This window comes from Phytobacter ursingii (assembly GCF_001022135.1).
GTDB lineage: Bacteria > Pseudomonadota > Gammaproteobacteria > Enterobacterales > Enterobacteriaceae > Phytobacter > Phytobacter ursingii.
In genome coordinates this window covers 3,154,806-3,173,327 of record NZ_CP011602.1, presented here as the reverse complement: position 1 = coordinate 3,173,327, position 18,522 = coordinate 3,154,806, and the positions used below count along the sequence as shown (strand labels likewise).

19 protein-coding genes and 1 pseudogene are annotated in these 18,522 nt (G+C 56.4%); 12 read left to right on the top strand and 8 right to left on the bottom strand.

Annotated features, from left to right (window positions below; genetic code table 11):
• From AB182_RS18505 to AB182_RS18495, 3 genes are all read left to right on the top strand, one after another.
• Positions 1–843: an ABC transporter ATP-binding protein gene (locus AB182_RS18505; protein WP_047371386.1), complete on the top strand. Its 843-nt coding sequence runs from the start codon at positions 1–3 to the stop codon at positions 841–843.
• Positions 815–1,681 (top strand): ABC transporter permease, encoded by an 867-nt coding sequence (locus tag AB182_RS18500; protein ID WP_047371385.1) that lies wholly within the window; start codon positions 815–817, stop codon positions 1,679–1,681. Before AB182_RS18505 ends, AB182_RS18500 begins: the two co-directional genes overlap by 29 nt.
• A gap of 159 nt (positions 1,682–1,840) precedes the next feature.
• Positions 1,841–2,290, top strand: a complete 450-nt coding sequence (locus AB182_RS18495; protein ID WP_047371384.1) for a GNAT family N-acetyltransferase — start codon at positions 1,841–1,843, stop codon at positions 2,288–2,290.
• A gap of 42 nt (positions 2,291–2,332) precedes the next feature.
• Here AB182_RS18495 and AB182_RS18490 read toward each other — a convergent pair whose 3' ends face one another.
• Positions 2,333–2,803, bottom strand: a complete 471-nt coding sequence (locus AB182_RS18490) for a 2TM domain-containing protein (protein ID WP_047371383.1) — start codon at positions 2,801–2,803, stop codon at positions 2,333–2,335.
• A gap of 371 nt (positions 2,804–3,174) precedes the next feature.
• Between AB182_RS18490 and pheP the strand changes: the two genes are divergently transcribed.
• The 6 genes from pheP to AB182_RS18460 all read left to right on the top strand — a co-directional run bounded on the left by pheP (position 3,175) and on the right by AB182_RS18460 (position 10,538).
• Positions 3,175–4,572, top strand: a complete 1,398-nt coding sequence (gene pheP, locus AB182_RS18485; RefSeq protein WP_047371382.1) for a phenylalanine transporter — start codon at positions 3,175–3,177, stop codon at positions 4,570–4,572.
• Positions 4,573–4,735: 163 nt separating this feature from the next.
• Positions 4,736–5,974, top strand: a complete 1,239-nt coding sequence (locus AB182_RS18480; protein ID WP_047371381.1) for an MFS transporter — start codon at positions 4,736–4,738, stop codon at positions 5,972–5,974.
• A 15-nt stretch (positions 5,975–5,989) separates the two neighbouring features.
• On the top strand, positions 5,990–7,054 hold the full coding sequence (locus AB182_RS18475; protein WP_047371380.1) for a sugar phosphate isomerase/epimerase family protein: 1,065 nt from the start codon (positions 5,990–5,992) through the stop codon (positions 7,052–7,054).
• Positions 7,051–8,199 (top strand): Gfo/Idh/MocA family protein, encoded by a 1,149-nt coding sequence (locus tag AB182_RS18470; RefSeq protein WP_047371379.1) that lies wholly within the window; start codon positions 7,051–7,053, stop codon positions 8,197–8,199. The genes AB182_RS18475 and AB182_RS18470 overlap by 4 nt, the downstream gene beginning before the upstream one ends.
• A 424-nt stretch (positions 8,200–8,623) precedes the next feature.
• Positions 8,624–9,604, top strand: a complete 981-nt coding sequence (locus tag AB182_RS18465; protein WP_047371378.1) for a LacI family DNA-binding transcriptional regulator — start codon at positions 8,624–8,626, stop codon at positions 9,602–9,604.
• Between the two features lie 64 nt (positions 9,605–9,668).
• Entirely contained in the window at positions 9,669–10,538 is an 870-nt protein-coding gene (locus tag AB182_RS18460; protein WP_047371377.1) for a DMT family transporter, read from the top strand.
• Between the two features lie 5 nt (positions 10,539–10,543).
• Here AB182_RS18460 and AB182_RS18455 read toward each other — a convergent pair whose 3' ends face one another.
• Positions 10,544–11,965: an MFS transporter gene (locus AB182_RS18455; RefSeq protein ID WP_047371376.1), complete on the bottom strand. Its 1,422-nt coding sequence runs from the start codon at positions 11,963–11,965 to the stop codon at positions 10,544–10,546.
• A 107-nt stretch (positions 11,966–12,072) separates the two neighbouring features.
• On the opposite strand from AB182_RS18455, the pseudogene AB182_RS18450 reads away from it, so the two are divergent.
• A pseudogene (locus AB182_RS18450) lies at positions 12,073–12,945 on the top strand (helix-turn-helix transcriptional regulator).
• Positions 12,946–12,952: 7 nt separating this feature from the next.
• Here AB182_RS18450 and AB182_RS18445 read toward each other — a convergent pair.
• From AB182_RS18445 to AB182_RS18435, 3 genes are all read right to left on the bottom strand, one after another.
• A complete protein-coding gene (locus AB182_RS18445) occupies positions 12,953–13,750 on the bottom strand; it encodes a PhzF family phenazine biosynthesis protein (RefSeq protein ID WP_047371375.1) in 798 nt (265 codons plus the stop codon).
• Positions 13,751–13,812: 62 nt separating this feature from the next.
• The gene (locus tag AB182_RS18440) at positions 13,813–14,181 is read right to left on the bottom strand and encodes an MmcQ/YjbR family DNA-binding protein (protein WP_047371374.1); all 369 of its coding nucleotides are present in this window, start codon (positions 14,179–14,181) and stop codon (positions 13,813–13,815) included.
• Complete coding sequence (locus tag AB182_RS18435; RefSeq protein WP_047371373.1) at positions 14,171–14,761, bottom strand: TetR/AcrR family transcriptional regulator; 591 nt, start codon at positions 14,759–14,761, stop codon at positions 14,171–14,173. The genes AB182_RS18440 and AB182_RS18435 overlap by 11 nt, the downstream gene beginning before the upstream one ends.
• A 195-nt stretch (positions 14,762–14,956) precedes the next feature.
• Here AB182_RS18435 and AB182_RS18430 point away from each other — a divergent pair, with 195 nt between their 5' ends.
• Both AB182_RS18430 and AB182_RS18425 read left to right on the top strand, forming a co-directional pair.
• Positions 14,957–16,057, top strand: a complete 1,101-nt coding sequence (locus AB182_RS18430; protein ID WP_047371372.1) for an MBL fold metallo-hydrolase — start codon at positions 14,957–14,959, stop codon at positions 16,055–16,057.
• A 36-nt stretch (positions 16,058–16,093) separates the two neighbouring features.
• On the top strand, positions 16,094–16,435 hold the full coding sequence (locus AB182_RS18425) for a RamA family antibiotic efflux transcriptional regulator (RefSeq protein WP_047371371.1): 342 nt from the start codon (positions 16,094–16,096) through the stop codon (positions 16,433–16,435).
• An 84-nt stretch (positions 16,436–16,519) separates the two neighbouring features.
• Here AB182_RS18425 and AB182_RS32355 read toward each other — a convergent pair whose 3' ends face one another.
• The 3 genes from AB182_RS32355 to AB182_RS18410 form a co-directional block, all read right to left on the bottom strand.
• On the bottom strand, positions 16,520–17,017 hold the full coding sequence (locus AB182_RS32355; RefSeq protein ID WP_139153712.1) for a hypothetical protein: 498 nt from the start codon (positions 17,015–17,017) through the stop codon (positions 16,520–16,522).
• A gap of 50 nt (positions 17,018–17,067) precedes the next feature.
• Positions 17,068–17,313 carry a DUF1158 domain-containing protein gene (locus tag AB182_RS18415; RefSeq protein WP_047371369.1) on the bottom strand — a complete coding sequence of 82 codons (246 nt, stop codon included), beginning with the start codon at positions 17,311–17,313 and terminating at the stop codon, positions 17,068–17,070.
• 71 nt (positions 17,314–17,384) lie between these two features.
• Complete coding sequence (locus AB182_RS18410; protein ID WP_047371368.1) at positions 17,385–18,503, bottom strand: YbdK family carboxylate-amine ligase; 1,119 nt, start codon at positions 18,501–18,503, stop codon at positions 17,385–17,387.
• Between the last annotated feature and the right edge of the window lie 19 nt (positions 18,504–18,522).

The window sequence follows — 18,522 nt, the reverse complement described above, 5'->3', positions numbered from 1 at the left end:
ATGGCACAGACAACATCCGACGGACCGCTGCTACAGGTCAGAAATGTGGATATTGAATACCGCACCCGCGAACGTCAGGTGCGGGCCACCCACGATGTCAGCTTTGATGTCTGGCCAGGCGATCGCTTTATTTTGCTCGGGCCATCCGGGTGCGGGAAATCGAGCCTGCTGAAAGCGGCAGGGGGCTTTCTTGCGCCGCGCGGCGGTGAGATGTTGCTGGAAGGGCAACGCATCCGCGCGCCCGGGCCGGAGCGGATGATGGTGTTCCAGGAGTTTGATCAGTTGCCGCCCTGGAAGACGGTTCTGGAGAACGTGATGTTCCCGTTACTGGCAAGTCGCAAGGCGACCCGCGCGCAAGCCCGGGACACGGCGCTGCATTTTCTGGATAAAGTGGGGCTGGCGGACTTTGCCGATGTGATGCCGCACATGCTGTCGGGGGGGATGAAGCAGCGTGTGGCGATAGCCCGCGCGCTGGCGATGAAGCCGCGTATTCTGCTGATGGATGAGCCCTTTGCCGCACTGGATGCCCTGACGCGTCGCACCATGCAAGAAGAGTTACTTGCCCTGTGGGAGGAAGAACGCTTTACGTTGCTGTTTGTGACCCACTCCATTGAGGAGGCGCTGGTGGTGGGAAGCCGTATTCTGGTGTTATCGCCGCATCCTGGCCGGGTGCGCGCTGAGCTGAATTGCCATCAATATTCCCTGAATGACTATGGCAGCGAGGCGTTTCAACATGCCGCCAGCCATATTCACGATTTGTTATTTCCGACCACGGCTAACGACCCGCGGCCCGAACAGAAACAGGAGCGCGCGTATGTCGCAGCCACCTTACATTCGTCCTGAATTTGAGCGCGAGCTTGCGCCGTTACGCGATCTTCCTGTCGAGACGCCGCTGCCGCTGGGCCAGCGATTATGGCATCAGACATGGCTACGCAAGTCGCTTATTCTGCTGTTGGTGCTGGCATTATGGGAGCTGGCAGCGCGGGTGACACAAAATGATTTGATGCTGCCCGGCGTGGCGCAAACTCTGCACGCACTGGCAGAGGATATGCGTAACGGCGAGTTACCGGAGAAGATCGTCAACTCTTTTAGTACGTTGTTAAAGGGCTATTTGATTGGCAGCGTGCTGGCGCTGCTGGCGAGCGCGCTGGCGGTGACCACCCAGTTTGGTCGCGACCTGCTGAGCACGCTTACGGCGATGCTCAATCCACTGCCCGCCATTGCGTTGTTGCCGCTGGCGCTGTTGTGGTTCGGGCTGGGGAATGTCAGCCTGGTGTTTGTGCTGGTGCATTCGGTGATGTGGCCGATTGCGCTCAATACCTGGTCCGGGTTCAGTAGTGTGCCGGAAACGCTGCGCATGACCGGGCGTAATTACGGGCTGAGCGGCCCCCGCTATGTGCTGACTATTTTGATCCCGGCCTCGCTACCCTCGATCCTCTCCGGGTTAAAGATCGGCTGGGCGTTTGCCTGGCGTACGTTGATTGCCGCCGAACTGGTGTTTGGCGCTTCAAGCGGTCAGGGTGGGTTGGGGTGGTATATCTTCCAGAACCGCAATGAGCTGTTTACTGACAGAGTATTCGCCGGGCTGGTGACAGTGATTGTGATTGGTTTATTGGTGGAAGGCGTGGTATTTGCCAGCCTGGAGAAGGTGACGATTAAGCGCTGGGGTATGCAGCGTTAGCTTTTTTCCCTCGTACTGCCCCTCGCCCCCGGGCGAGGGCGCTCATCTTCGCTATGACCTTTAGAGTAAAAATACGCTGGACTTTATCTTCAACGGCTTTTAACTGTTATAGCACTTCATGCGTGACGACAGGGCAACAATAAACCGTAAGAGGAAGAGATGATCCAGATAGAAAAAGCCGATCCGTTATCGGCAGACTCGCAGGCGCTTATTGAAAAACTTTCCTCCGTGCTCGCGCAGATAACCGGCAGCAGCGGCAAACGTTCTTTTAATATTGCCGATCTGCAATCCGCGCGGGCAGTATGGGCGCTGGCCCGAAACGCGCAGGGTGTTGCGATAGGCTGCGGCGCCATTCGCCCGTTAACACAGGAAACGGCGGAACTGAAAAGAATGTATTCCACCGGTCGCGAAGCGGGGGTCGGCAGCGCCCTTTTGCGCTTTCTGGAACAGGCCGCAAGCGCGCTTGGCTATCGTGAAATCGCCCTCGAAACGCGGCGCATCAACCACAAGGCCGTGGCGTTTTATAAAAAGCACGGCTACACCGTTACCGACAATTATGGCGCCTATATCGGCAGGGATGACGCAGTGTGTTTTATCAAGACCCTGTAAGATCCGGGCAAGCGCTACGCGGTGGCAGTCGCGCTTATGGGATTATTTGCGCAGCAGCTTTTGCAGCCGTTTTTTCTGCCAGCCGGCAATCAAATTGCCAAAGACAAAAACACGCAGTCCACGCACCACCAGTAACGCGCCCCAGATAGCGGCTACCCATAGTGACCAGACGCTCTCTGGCGATGTCGTGCGATTGAGGATATAGAGTAAAACGCAGACCACCACTGCGGTTAATACCGAACGGTAAAAGCGGCTTTCTTGTTCCAGCTGCTTTCTGGCTTCCGTGATGCGCTGATCAAGCGCTTCATCGCCTTCGCTTTGCGTGCTGCCGGAAAGTTCGCTGACGCTCACCTCAAAAACGGCCGCCAGAGCGCTGAGCGTTTCCAGGCTTGGTTGTTCCTGGTTTTCAATGCGCTGTATGGTACGCACGCTTAATGCCGCCATTTCCGCGAGCTGTTCCTGAGACCAGGCACGGGCAAGGCGAAACTCTTTCACTCGATTGGTACTCATCATAATGTCTCCGTGGTAAGCAGGATTACAGCGTTGCCCAAAAGCGAAAATGGCGACACGACATGCACCCGACAGCAACCTGACAGGGGCATGACACGCCGCGTGCCGAGCCACTTTGCTCTTTGGCGTTGCGATATTCAAGCACAATGCGTGATGCGGTTTTTCGGTTTTATTCTGCTGCAAATGCGCCGGGTTTTGCCTTTTCACCCTGGAATCCATCGGTGCCGATCGGATTATCATCCCGCGTGTCTAAAGGACGGGAGATATCACATACCTGCTCAGGAGGCCCTTTTCCGCAGCCCTGACTTTCTTGCTACACCGTGCCGTAAATGTTAAAAGGTGCGGCTTTATGAAAACACGAAAAGGGGAAAGACGTGAAAAACGCGTCAAAGGTATCTGAGCACTCAGCAGATACCGCGTCGGATTCGGGGTCGACGCTGCAACGGGGATTGAAAAACCGCCATATTCAATTAATCGCCCTGGGGGGCGCTATCGGTACCGGCCTATTTTTAGGTATCGGTCCGGCAATCCAGATGGCGGGTCCGGCGGTGCTGCTGGGCTATGGTGTCGCAGGCATTATTGCCTTCTTAATTATGCGCCAGCTCGGTGAGATGGTGGTTGAAGAGCCAGTTTCCGGTTCATTTGCCCATTTTGCCTTTAAATACTGGGGGCCGTTTGCGGGCTTCCTGTCCGGCTGGAACTACTGGGCGATGTTTGTGCTGGTAGGTATGGCGGAACTGACCGCCGCCGGCATCTATATGCAGTACTGGTTTCCCGATGTCCCAACCTGGATCTGGGCTGCCGCCTTCTTCATCATTATTAATGCTGTCAATCTGGTGAATGTGCGTCTGTATGGCGAAACCGAGTTCTGGTTTGCCCTTATCAAAGTGCTGGCGATCATTGGCATGATCGGTTTTGGTCTGTGGATGCTGTTCGGTGGTCATGGCGGAGAGAAGGCCAGCTTCGACAATCTCTGGTCTCACGGCGGTTTCTTCGCCACCGGCTGGAACGGCCTGATCCTCTCCCTTGCGGTGATTATGTTTTCCTTCGGCGGCCTTGAACTGATTGGTATCACGGCGGCTGAGGCCAGCGAGCCGCACACCACCATCCCGAAAGCAGTCAACCAGGTGGTCTACCGTATCCTGCTGTTTTATATCGGTTCTCTGGTGGTTTTACTGGCGCTGTATCCGTGGGTCGATATCAAAGCCGACAGCAGTCCCTTTGTGATGATTTTCCACAACCTGAACAGCAATCTCGTGGCATCGGCTCTGAATTTTGTCATCCTGGTGGCCTCGCTGTCGGTCTACAACAGCGGTGTCTATTCCAATAGCCGTATGTTGTTTGGGCTGTCAGTACAGGGCAACGCGCCCGCCTTCCTGACCCGCGTCAGCCGTCGCGGCGTGCCGGTTAACTCGTTGCTCCTCTCCGGCGCGATCACTTCGCTGGTGGTACTGGTTAACTATATCCTGCCAAAAGAGGCGTTTGGGCTGTTGATGGCGCTGGTGGTGGCGACGCTGCTGCTGAACTGGATCATGATTTCGCTGGCGCACCTGAAATTCCGCGCCGCGATGCGCCGAAAAGGGCGCGATCCCCAGTTTAAGGCGCTGCTCTATCCTTTCGGCAATTACCTGTGCATCGCTTTTATGCTGATGATCCTCGTGCTGATGTGCACCATGGACGGGATGCGGCTGTCGGCCATTCTGCTGCCGGCGTGGATTGTCTTCCTGTTTGTTGCTTTCCGCGCATTACGTCGTCCTCAGAAACGCGCATAACACGCTGCCTCGCCAGATCCGGCGGGGCAATTTCTCCCCAGTAAATTTATCGTGATAGATCTCCCACTCTTGTCTCAACACACAGGAAAATTATTTTGTAATCGATTACTTTTCTTCTCGATGCATTTTGTAATCGATTACTTTTAATGGGTGAGGCAAAAAAATGGTGTCAACAACCGAAAGTAGTGGAAATCTCGTTCAGCATCGACTGCTGGTGCCCCGGCTGTCACTGATGATGTTTTTACAGTTTTTTATCTGGGGGAGCTGGTCCGTTACGCTCGGTCTGGTGATGACGCAACACAACATGTCGCTGCTGATTGGCGATGCGTTTTCCGCCGGGCCTATCGCGTCCATTCTGTCGCCGTTCGTACTCGGCATGCTGGTGGATCGCTTCTTCGCCTCGCAGAAAGTGATGGCGGTGATGCATCTGGCCGGGGCCGCGATTTTGATGTTTGTGCCGCAGGCGCTGGTGGCGGAAAACGGTGCCATGCTGATTGCGCTGCTGTTTGGTTATACGCTGTGCTACATGCCCACTTTGGCGCTGACCAACAACATCGCCTTCCACAGCCTGAGCAATATCGACAAAACCTTCCCGGTGGTACGCGTGTTCGGCACCATTGGCTGGATTGTGGCGGGGATCTTTATCGGCGTGACGGGCATTTCGTCGAGCGTGACCATTTTCCAGGTGGCGGCAATCTGCTCCGTGGCGCTGGCGCTCTATAGCCTGACGCTGCCGCATACGCCGGCGCCTGCTAAAGGGCTGCCGGTCGCCATGCGTGACCTGTTTTGCGCCGATGCGTTTGCCCTATTGAAAACCCGTCACTTCTTTGTCTTCTCGCTCTGCGCGATGCTGATTTCCGTCCCGCTCGGCACGTATTACGCCTACACCGCTTCCTATCTGGCAGATGCGGGCGTGGGGGACGTGAGTACCGCGATGTCCTTCGGCCAGATGTCTGAAATTTTCTTTATGCTGGTGATCCCGCTGCTGTTTCGCCGCCTCGGCGTCAAGTACATGCTGCTGATCGGCATGTGCGCCTGGTTTGTACGTTATGCTTTCTTTGCGCTCGGTGTGAGTGAGGAAGGGCGGTTCCTGCTCTATCTCGGCATTTTGTTACACGGTGTCTGTTACGACTTCTTCTTTGTGGTCGGCTTTATCTACACCGACCGCGTGGCGGGCGAGAAGGTAAAAGGTCAGGCGCAAAGCATGATTGTGATGTTCACCTATGGCATTGGCATGCTGCTGGGCTCGCAAATTTCCGGTGCGCTGTATAACCGCCTTGTCGCCGGGCAGACGTTGCCACAGGCGTGGGTGACCTTCTGGTGGATCCCGGCGATTGCCGCAGCCGTTATCGCGCTGATTTTCCTTCTTTCTTTTAAATACAACGATCAAGAGCACGCATAAGCTGTGGGAGGTGCTATGAAAACCATTCAGGGGCCGGCGATTTTTCTGGCGCAATTCATTGGGGAGCGGCCGCCATTTAATACGCTGGAAGGGCTGGCCGATTGGGCGGCAGGGCTGGGCTACAAGGCGCTGCAAATCCCCTGTAACCACCCGGCGATTTTTGATGTCGAACAGGCGGCGCAAAGCCAGAGTTATTGTGACGATGTGCGCGGCGTGCTGGCGGAGCGCGGGCTGGCGATTAGCGAGCTTTCCACGCATCTTGAAGGGCAACTCATAGCGGTACACCCGGCCTATGATGCTGCGTTTGATAGCTTTGCTCCTGCGTCGCGGCGTGGAAATCCATCGGCGCGTCAGGCCTGGGCGACAGAAAAACTGTTCCAGGCAGCGCGTGCTTCGCGAAACCTCGGGTTACGCGCGCATGCGACCTTTTCCGGCGCGCTGGCCTGGCCTTATCTCTACCCGTGGCCTCCCCATAACGCCCTGTTGTTTAAAGAGGCATTTGCTGAACTGGCCCGCCGCTGGCGGCCAGTGCTCGACAGCTTTGATGAGCAGGGTGTGGATCTGTGCTACGAAATCCACCCCGGTGAAGATCTGCATGATGGCGTCACCTTTGAGCGTTTTCTTGACGGCGTAGACAACCACCCGCGCTGCAATATCCTGTATGACCCGAGCCATCTTCACCTGCAACAGCTGGATTACCTGGCATTTATCGATATCTACCATGAACGCATCAAAGCCTTCCATGTGAAGGATGCGGAGTACCGGAAAACGGGGCGTAGTGGTGTTTATGGCGGCTATCAGAGCTGGGTCGACAGGCCGGGACGTTTTCGCTCGCCGGGGGACGGGCAAATCGATTTTGGCGCGGTGTTCAGCAAACTCACCCAGTACGGGTATGACGGCTGGGCCGTGCTGGAGTGGGAGTGCTGCCTGAAAGCCGGAGAGACCGGCGCGCGGGAAGGAAGTGAGTTCATTCGCCGTCACATTATTCCTGTGTCGGAACATGCGTTTGATGATTTTGCCGCCGGGCAAGAAGACCGGAATAGCGTGCGCAGCATGTTAGGGCTGGGGAGTGTGGAATGATTCAGGTCGGAATTATTGGCACCGGGTTTATTGGCCCGGCGCATATTGAAGCCATTCGGCGACTGGGTTTTGTTGAGGTGGTGGCACTGTGCGATGCAAATCTGGCGGGCGCACAGCAAAAGGCAAGGCAGCTCGGCGTACCGCATGCGTATGCCAGCGTGGAGGCGCTACTGGCGCATCCGGGGTTACAGGTGGTGCATAACTGCACGCCCAACCATTTGCATGCGGAAATAAACCGCCAGATTCTGCGGGCCGGAAAGCACGTGTTTTCGGAAAAGCCGCTGTGTATGACGGTCGAAGAGGCGCGTGAGCTGGTGGCGCTTGCCGAACAGGCGAACGTGGTGCACGGCGTCAGTTTCGTCTATCGCCAGTTTGCAATGGTTCAGCAGGCGGCGAGTTTGCGTCAGTCCGGGCAACTGGGGCGGTTGTTTTCTGTCTATGGCAGCTATCTGCAGGACTGGATGCTGCTGGAAACGGACTATAACTGGCGCGTGGATGCGGCATCCGGCGGTCCGTCGCGGGCGGTAGCGGATATCGGTTCGCACTGGTGCGATACGCTGCAGTTTGTCACCGGGCGGCGTATTACCCAGGTGATGGCGGATTTATCCATCGTCTGGGCGACTCGCAAAGCCAGCCGTGGAGCCGGGACTTTCACCCATACGCAGCAGGCGGCAGAGGTGGAAGACAAAACCGTGACCACCGAGGATGCCGGGTCGGTGCTGGTGCGTTTTGACGATGGCAGTAAAGGGTGCTTTAGCGTGTCGCAGGTGAGTGCGGGGCGGAAAAATCGCCTGAGTTTTGAAATAAACGGTAGTGAGTGCTCACTGGGTTGGGATCAGGAAGTGCCGCAACAACTGTGGATTGGCCATCGCCAGCAGCCTAACCAGATCCTGACTGATGACCCCGGGCTGATGTCACCGGATGTCGCCGCCAGCGCGCATTTCCCGGGAGGACATATCGAAGGCTGGCCGGATGCGTTTAAAAACATGATGCTGAACTTCTATCGTGCGGTAAAGGACGGGAAAATGCCTGCTCGTGACGAGGCCCGATTTGCCTCGTTTTACGATGGGGCCAACGTGATGTTTATTATCGACGCCATCCTGCAAAGCCACGCGCAACAAAAGTGGGTGACGGTGGCGTATTGATATTGGTTGACCTGGCGGGTGGCGAACGCAGTGCGAAGCACCGATTTCTTTGCGGGGCCGCGGGGATGGTAAAGGGGAACGCGGTGTTCCCCTTTACCCGTTCACGTGTTCGAGGGTGACATTTCGCCATGAACATAAGGTGAACGGAACCCACCTCCCGAGCCGCATTTTCCCCCTCACCCTGGCCCTCTCCCTCAGGGAGAGGGAACCGATCGTGCTCACATTTTGTGTGGGGATCCCTCCCCCCTCTACGATCGGGCACCGAACCAGTCGCCCAGATAAGGCGTAACCGCATCCGGGACAACCCTGGCGGCGCTTACGCCTGCCATGCTATCCGGATGCGGCAACAGGTGCGCGTCGTGCATGCCATCTGACGTTGTGGTAGCCTGCTAGCCAGACGCTAACCGCAGGAAATATCGACGTTATGTCCATTCAAAAAATCGCCAGGCTGGCTGGCGTTTCCGTCGCGACCGTTTCGCGCGTGCTCAATAACAGTGAATCCGTTAAAGCCAAAAACCGCGAGCGCGTACTCAAAGCCATTGCTGAAAGCAATTACCAGCCGAACCTGCTGGCGCGCCAGTTGCGTACCGCCCGCAGCTCAATGATTCTGGTGCTGGTTTCCAACATCGCCAACCCGTTCTGCGCCGAAGTAGTGAAAGGGATTGAAGAAGAAGCGGAAAAAAACGGTTTTCGTATCCTGCTGTGCAATACCGGTTCGGACATGGAGCGCTCACGCTCGGCACTCAACCTGCTTTCCGGGAAAATCGTCGACGGCATCATCACCATGGACGCCTCCTCGCGCTTGCCGGAACTGGCGACGCTTATCGGCAGCGCCCCCTGGGTGCAGTGCGCGGAATATGCCGATGACGGTGATGTCTCCTGTGTTGGCATTAACGATGTCGACGCAGCGCAATGTGTGATTGATCAGTTGCTGGCGCGCGGTTGTCAACGTATCGCGCTGATTAACCACGATCTCAGCTATAAATATGCCCGCTCACGCGAAGAGGGTTACCGCGCCGGACTTAAGGCGCATCAGCGTGATTATACGGTCGTTGAGTATGCGAGCGACCTGAGTTTTAGCGCCGGGAAAGCCGCCATGCAGGCTTTGCTGCGCAATACTGAACGTCCTGATGCGGTATTTGCCGTGTCGGATACTCTCGCAGCGGGGGCCGTACTGGCTATTCATGAAGCCGGGCTGAAAATGCCCCAGGATATTGCGGTGGTCGGGTTTGATGGTACAGAACTGGCGGAAATGGTTACGCCGCCGCTGACGACGGTCTATCAGCCGTCAAAAGAGATTGGCCGCCAGGCCGTTGGGCTACTGCTCAATAAAATAGATAATCCCGAGGCCCCGGCGCAGAGGATCATGATGGACTGGCAATACGTTTCCCGCGCCAGCGCCTGAGAATATTGATGTTATTTTTTTGCCCGCCTTTTCGCTGGCGGGTTATACGTTAGGGGCTTTGCCAATGAACCGGCAACGACAAGCAGAACTGTTCCTGGTCATCACCACTATGATTGCCGCCTGCGGCTGGATCTTTTCCCGCGAGGCCATATCCGGTATGCCCGTCTTCGCCTTTCTGGGGCTGCGTTTTTTAGGTGCGGCGCTGGTGTTGCTGCCATTTTGTCGCGGGCAGCCTATTGCGCTGGCGAAACTCCGTCAGGTCTTGATTAGCGGCCTGTGGATGGCGCTCACCCTGTGCCTGTGGATTTGGTCGGTATCGACCACACCGTCGCTGGGTGAAGGGGCGTTTATCATGAGCCTGTCGATGCTGTTTGTGCCGCTGGTCGCCTGGGGCATGATGGGAGTGCGTCCGGCTCGTGCGTACTGGGAATGCCTGCCGCTTGCCTTTATTGGCCTTGCGCTGTTAAGCCTGCATACGCCGATTGTCTTTCATCCCAGCCAGGGCTGGTTCCTGTTGACCGCTTTTGTGCAATCCATTTCGTTTTGCTACACCAGCCGTATTGCCCGCGATGTCCCGCTACTTCCGCTAACGGCGGTTCAACTGGCGCTAACGGGGCTGGCGGGGGTATTGATCTCGCTTTTCTTTGAACACTGGACGCAGCCATTTACTACCACTACGGCACTGTGGCTGGTTGCCAGTATTCTGATTGCCACCAGCCTGCGTTTTGGCCTGCAACTGCAGGGGCAGAAATATGCCGCCGTTGCCAGCGCCGCCATCATCATGGTGCTCGAACCGCTGCTGACGGTGATCGTTGCCGCTCTCTGGTACAGCGAACGCCTGCCGCTGCAAAAAATCATCGGCGGCGTGCTGATTCTGGTCGCACAGCTCTGGTTTCGCTGGCGGCTGGTGGCACGCCTGCCGTCAAAAAGATGATGTCCTCAGTTTGCCGGGCAACGGGGCGCAAGCTGCTGGCGTGCGCCAATCGCGGCGACGGCAAGCAGCAGCATCATCACGATCTCTGCGATTAAAAACCCGCCCAGCGCCTCGTTGTAATTGCCCTGGCTGAGGTTGAGCAGATGCAAAAACAGCCCGCCGAGCACTGCCGGACCCAGGCCCAACGTTGCCTGTTGCAGCGTACTGAGAATCGCACTGCCTGACCCCGCGTCCTGGCTTGCGATGTCACGCATCCCGATACGGTAAAAACTGTTCACGATCAACGCCTGTCCGTAACCAATTAGCGCGGTGGACGGCGCAAGATTCAGGGCGTTGAGATGGCCGTGGGTCAACCAGATCGTAGCGAACAGAGCCGCCAGACCGCTTATTTGAATCGCAATACCACTTAGCAGAATGGTACGCAGGCTGTGACGGGCGATCAGTGTCGGCGCATAACAGGCCGAGGCGAAATAGAACAATCCCAATACCACGAAACTGTTGCCGGATTGCCACGGCGCCATGCCGACACCGGCCTGTAATGTGAGCGCCATGCAGAACATAAAGCCGGACCAGGCGCAGAAAAACAGCAGCGCAATTAAGAGGCCGAAACGAATGCTGGCTAATTTGAGCAGGCGCGGAGGCATCAGCGGATGCAACCCGTTTCGCTCCTGACGCAGTGCGCCCGCGCGCATCCACAGTGCCAGCGGGATGATTGCCAGTAAGGCCACCTGGCTTTGCCACGGCCAGCCTAAATCCGGGCTAAGGGAGAGCGGGAAGAGCAGGCAGCACAAGATGAGCGCCAGCGCGAAAGTACCCTGCCAGTCAATGCGCGTTGGGGCTTCATTGCGGGTTTCCGGGACATAACGATGGCTTAATGCCAGTACCAGCAGGCTGATGGGCACGTTAATAAAAAAGGCGTTGCGCCAGCCGAGTCCGGCGATATCCGCCGACACCAGCCAGCCGCCCCCCATCTGTCCGATAATAAATGCCACACCGCCGATACCGCCATACAGGCTGATTGCGCGGGCGTGGGCCGGGCCTTTGAGGGTCACGTGCAGCGTTGCGAGAATTTGCGGCATGATCAGCGCCGCGCTCATGCCTTGCAGGGTGCGTGCCGCGAGGAGGGCGGTGATGGAATTTGCAAGACCGCACAGCAGGGATGCGATACCGAACAGCGCGACTCCCCATAAGAATATTTTGCGCCGGCCAAGGTTATCGCCCAGTTTGCTGCCCATCGCCAGGCAGACGGCAAACGCGACGCCATACAGCGCCACAATCAGGGAGAGTTGCGTCGTATTGGTATGCAGCGATAACGTGATGGAATCGAGGGCGACGTTGGTGATCGAGGTATCGATCATGGGCAGCATTTGCCCGGTCAACAGTAACAACAAGCCCGCACGACCGGGTGAAACAACTGACGTATTCATGGTAACTCCATTGCGTCATTCATCGGATAGACGTAGCATCTCTGATACTGAAAACGGGTACCAGTTCTTGCTTATACTGGTATTGGTACTACCATGCTGGAGGTTTTATGAGCCTGATGTCGGAACGAGCCCCTCTGTTGAGCGTACAGGACGAAAACCGAAAACAGCTCGGCGCTTTTTTACGTTCCCGCCGTGAAAGCCTCGACCCGCAGCGTCTCGGTCTGCCGCGCAGCGGTCGGCGTCGCACACCAGGCTTAAGGCGTGAAGAGGTGGCGTTACTCGCGGACGTCGGTGTGACCTGGTATACCTGGCTGGAGCAGGGAAGGGATGTCAACCCCTCTGCCAGCGTGATGTAGGCGATCGCCAACGCGCTGGAGTGTTCGGCAACCGAAACCCGCCATCTGTTTTTGCTCGCAGGGCTGACGCCTGCGGAGACGCCCGCCGTGCCGCAGTGTGAAGGTATCAGCATCGGGGCGCGTAAAATGCTCGATAGCCTGTTGCCACAACCGGCCAGTATCCAAAAGCCCAATTTTGATATTGTGGCGTGGAATGAGGCATTTTCGCGGATGATGGGCGTAGATTTTCATCAAATAGCGGAAGATGAGCGTAATTGTATCTATCTCTACCTGACGAATCCGACGTGGCGTAGCCGAATCGGGCGCAAAGAGAGTGTCCTGCCGACATTTGTTGCCTATTTCCGTGCGGCGATGGCGGAACACCGGGGCGACCCGCTGTGGGAAGCGAAGCTGGCGCGCTTTTGCGCCGTATCGGAAGAGTTTGCCTCGCTATGGCATAAGCACTATGACGTGCGAGGCGTGGAGAACCAGTTGAAAACCTTTACTCACCCCGAGTTAGGCGAATTTTCTTTGCAGCAAATGTACTGGTTTTCAGCGCCGCGCAACGGTTCGCGGCTGCTGGTCTATTTACCGATAGATGAGCAGGGGGAGCGGGCGCTGGCATGGCTGGCGGAGCATGGCTAGGGGCTTCTCAAAGAAAGAGCGTTCCGGCCAGAACCGTATGCGACTGGCCTGCCAGCGCTACCCGACCTGCTGAGGTCAGCGCAATGTGCAATTCCCCGCCGCGCGGTGAGGCCTGCCAGGCACAGAGGGTACGCTTATCCAGACGCGCCGCCCAGTATGCCGCCAGCGCGCAGTGCGCAGAACCGGTCACCGGATCTTCATTTACCCCCACCCATGGCGCGAAGTAGCGAGAGATAAAATCGTATTTGCCATGACCGGGGGCGGTAATCGCCACACCCCGTCCAGGCAGTGCGCTAAGCGCCTGGAACCGGGGTTTGAGCGCGTCAATTATTTGTGCGTCTTCGACCACCATCATCACTTTGGGGCCAAACTTCCCGCAGGCAGAGACGTCACTGGCGTCGAGACCCAGCGCATCCAGCAAAGCCTCATCCGGCACATACTGCATATCCGGCACCAGAAGCGGGAAATCCAGTTCGATGGTATCAGGACCGGCGGTCGCTTTAAGCGGCCCGGAGAGGGTAGTGAAGACAACGCTTTCACCCACGGCAAGCAGTCCGGTCTGGCGCAAAATATGGGCCGTGGCGAGCGTGCCATGACCGCATAAATCGACCTCTGCCTCGGGTGTAAACCAGCGCAGACGGTACTCATCGAGCGCCAGAAATGCGGTCTCGGAGACGGCCATCTCCGCCGCTATCTGCTGCATTGTGGCGGTTTCAAGACCCTGAGGGGTAATACACACGCCCGCCGGATTGCCGGAAAAAGGGCGTGTGCTAAAAGCATCAACCTGATAGATCTCAAGTTCCACTGCGCGTGCTCCTGTCAGAAAAACGAAAGTCTACCGTAACGCGTTTTTCGTTTTCCGAACAGTCAGCGCGGACGCAGGCGCTGCTGATCTTTTTTGGTCAGCGTATCGACCACGAGGTCCCGCGAGTCATTGATCAGATCGGCGAGCAGATTTTCGCTGATATCATCGCCAGCAAAAATGGAGATCCAGTGCTTTTTATTCATGTGATAACCCGGCTCAATACTGCGATAAATCTGTTGATTAAGCAGGGATTTTTGCGGGTCTGATTTCAGGGTCACCATGGGCCGACCATGAGCGGTGGTGGTCATCATAAAAATCTTACCGCCGACTTTGAAAATGTCGTGTTCCGGGCCAAACGGCCAGCACAGGTCAGTAAACGGCAGCTCCAGTGCAATGCGACGAGCCGTCTCCTGCAGGGTTTTACTGTCCATCGCTGTTATCCACGGTGAGCGCGCGCCACATGGCTTCAAAGCCCAGCCGTTTGGTCTCTTTTGCTTTTTGCGGGTCGCGACTGGCGAAATCCATCGTGGTTTCCGCCAGCGTCAGAAAAATGGCGTCGCCAAAGGGCGAGAGCGCTTCGGAAAGAAATTCCGGCCTCACCGAGCGGTGGCAGATTTCATGCAGCTCCGGGAACATATCCATAACCTGCTGGCGCGTTTCCGGGGTGATTTTTTCGCTCACCGCAATCTGGCGAATCGCGTTATGTGCAGACGGATGACGGATACCCCAGTCGATATAGCTGTTCCAAATGGACTGGGTGTGTATTTTAGGATCGCTGAGCGAACGATCGAGGCTGTCGATCTTGGTCTGGCAAAGGTCAGATTTCAAATGCAGGTAGAGCGCATTAAGCAGATCGTCTTTGGTGGCAAAATAACGAAACAGGGTGCCCTCCGCCACGCCCGCGTTACGGGCAATCACCGCGGTCGAGGCGGCAATGCCGGTTTTCGCGATAGCGACAGCTGCCGCATCCAGTAATGCCATTTTCTTATCTTCACTCTTCGGACGAGCCACTACACTTTCCCTCTCACATTTAGAAAAACCACGATTGAACCATGCCCTCTGTGACGCTGCAACGCTGAACATCAAAGATCGAAAATCATCTTGACGACTTTCTATTCATTTCTATAATGAGTGCTTACTCACTCATAATCAAGTCCAGTCTATTTTTAATGTTCCAGCGGAAGGGACATTTTCTCGGATCAGGGTATGCATCGTCTCTTACTTAGCGTGGTTCTTATTATGCTCGTTGTATCTGCTGCCAGTTTGCCTTTTGTTTTAAACGCCGGATTTGGTCAGCGCCCACAGGGCGAGCAACTGACCAGGGTGGAGCAGTCCCCGCAGTACCGGGACGGTGAATTTCATAATCAGTTACCTACGCCCAGTTATACGGGGCAGAAAAGTATGCTGGCGGCAATATGGGAGTTTTTAACCACCCGTCGGGAAAATGCACGCCCACAGCGGCCATTGCCGATGGTAAAGACCGATCTGGCAAGTCTGCCGCTGGAGCAGGACACGGCGGTATGGCTGGGTCACTCTTCCTGGTATCTGCAACTGGCCGGGAAGCGCATTCTTATCGATCCGGTGCTGAGCAATTACGCCGCGCCGTTCTCGTTTCTGAATAAAGCCTTCGACGGCGACTATCCGTGGACGGCGCAGGCCATGCCGGAAATCGATCTGCTAATCATTTCCCATGACCACTACGACCACCTGGATTACGCCACCATCAGGGGGCTGATGCCAAAAATCAAACGGGTGATCACCCCGCTCGGCGTGGGATCGCATCTGCGTTACTGGGGCATGAACCCGGACATCATCGAGGAAGCGGACTGGCAGCAGAAAATCACTGTTAGCGGCAAACTGGATGTGTATGTGCTGCCTGCGCGCCATTTTTCCGGGCGCGGTCTGAAACGCAACCAGACGTTGTGGGCGAGCTTTATGTTTGTCACCCCGGACCGCAAGCTCTATTACAGCGGTGATACCGGCTATGGGCCGCACTTTAAGGCCATCGGTGAGCAATTTGGTTCGGTGGATCTGGCGATCCTTGAAAACGGTCAGTACGACCAGGACTGGAAGTACATCCACATGATGCCGGAGGAAACGGCGCAAGCAGCGGAGGAGTTAAATGCGCGGGCGGTACTGCCGGGCCACGCCGGACGATTCGTGCTGGCAAAACATACCTGGGACGATCCTTATAAACGTCTGGCGGCGGCAAGCCTCGGCAAAGGGTATCGATTGTTAACGCCCACTCTCGGCGAGGCGGTTCATGCGGCGGATAGCGCCCAGAGCTTCCACGCCTGGTGGGAATAACGGTTTATTTCGAAGAGCAGAGAGGAGGAGCGCTGTATGACTATTTCCGCTCAGGTTATCGACACTATCGTCGAGTGGATCGACGACAATTTACATCAACCATTGCGTATTGATGATATCGCGCGCCATGCCGGGTATTCAAAATGGCATCTGCAACGGCTGTTTTTGCATTACAAAGGTGAGAGTCTGGGGCGCTATATTCGCGAACGCAAACTGTCACTGGCGGCGCGGGATTTACTCAATACCAATGATAAGGTCTACGATATTTGCCTGAAATATGGCTTTGATTCGCAACAGACCTTTACGCGGATCTTTACCCGCACCTTCAATCAGCCGCCGGGTGTCTGGCGCAAAGAGAATCATCCACGCGCGCATTGACGCCTAATCCCGGTGGCCTAAGGTCAACCGGGATTTTTTTGCCCTGAATTTTTCCCGGATGGCGGCGCAGGCGCCTGATCCGGGCTACGCATTGGTAGGTCGGGTAAGCGAAGCGCCACCCGACGGGTTTCCCGGATGGCGGCGCAGGCGCCTGATCCGGGCTACGCACTGGTAGGTCGGGTAAGCGAAGCGCCACCCGACGGGTTTCCCGGATGGCAGCGCAGATGCCTGATCCGGGCTAAGGTCTTGTAGCCCCGGTAAGCGCAGCGCCACCGGGGAGTGTCCCGGATGGCGGCGCAGGCGCCTGATCCGGGCTACGCATTGGTAGGTCGGGTAAGCGAAGCGCCACCCGACGGGTTTTCCCGGATGGCGGCACAGGCGCCTGATCCGGGCTACGCACTGGTAGGTCGGGTAAGCGAAGCGCCACCCGACGGGTTTCCCGGATGGCAGCGCAGATGCCTGATCCGGGCTACGCACTGGTAGGTCGGGTAAGCGAAGCGCCACCCGACGGGTTTTCCCGGATGGCGGCACAGGCGCCTGATCCGGGCTACGCACTGGTAGGTCGGGTAAGCGAAGCGCCACCCGACAGGTTTTTCCGGATGGCGGCGCAGGTGCTTTATCCGGGGCAGACCTTAAGCCAGTGAAAACCAACGGCGCCAGATAAAGCGCAAAACAAAGAACTCGATAATGCCAAGTAGCAGAAACCACAGACAAAACAGCACGGTATAGAGCTGATTCAGGTCCTGAAAATGGAAGGTATCCATCAGCTTTTGCGCCAGCACCAACCCCAGGGAAGGGGCGGGTAGCAGCAATACCGAGATGAAGGCCATCAGCAGAATACCTGCCGCGGTGGTTAATGTTTCCAGTGGGTGCTTCATAACAGTTAATCGGTTGTTAAAAACGATATTGTCCGGGAAAGTGCGCGGAGGTGCAATCTCCCGGGACTGTGCTAGCCCGCCGCCCAAATTTCGGTGTGTTTTTGCACCAGTCCAATCAGCGAGCCGCCGTCGGCAACAAAGTCGCGCATCATTTGCGATTCGCTTTTCCCGCGTTTGACGAAATTCATCAGTTCGGCGATGGCACTGCCCGCATTGAGTTTATCCGCCCACGGCGCAACTTTATCCAGCATCCGTTCAATATCGTCGGCTATCTTACGCTGCTCGCCGGTATGAACGTCGGTGATGATCCCCTCCAGACCAAAACGACAGGCCTGAAAACGGTTGAATTTATACAGCAGATAATCGCGCTCCTGATGTTTGAACGGGCGTTCTGCCAGCAGCCAGTGGGCGATAGCCTGAATAAATCCGGTGACATTAATCGCATGTGACAAGGTCAATGGCGTATCCATTACCCGCACCTCGACGGTACCAAAATGGGGGCTGGGGCGAATATCCCAGTGCAAATCCTTAATGCTCTCAATCATGCTGGTATAGCTGAGGCGACGAAATAATCCTTCAAACTCCTGCCAGTTACTGACCCAGGGCATGGGACCATTGTCCGGAAAAGAGGAAAAAATGTTCAGTCGCGATGAGGCGAAACGGGTATCCGTTCGCTGCACATAGGGGGACGCGGCGCCAAGCGCGATAAAATGCGGCACAAAGCGTGATAACCCATGAAGAAGATAGATGGCATCATCGCCACTCGGACAGCCCACGTGCACATGCTGGCCGAAAACGGTCGCTTGCTGCATCAGGTAGCCGAACATTTCCAGCGTCCGGTGATAACGTTCATCGTTGCTGATCTCCTGACGCTGCCATTTTTGAAAAGGGTGCGTGCCGCCGCCGCAAATCTGTACATGATGCTCGTTTGCCGCCTGCAAAATGATCTGTTGCATGGCGGAAAACTGGTGTGCCGCCTGGTTGATGTCGCGGCAGACTCCTGTCGCAATTTCCAGCATGCTTTGCGTGATGTCGTGTTTGACCTCTCCGGCTTTAACTTGCGCTTTTACCGCGTCGATCAGACGCGAAGAGTCCTGGCTGAGATCGTAGCCGGGTGGATTAACGACCTGGAGTTCAAGTTCAATCCCGAGGGTGAAAGGCTCTGATACATGAAAATCGGGTAGGGGCATGCTCGCTTATCCTTGTGAG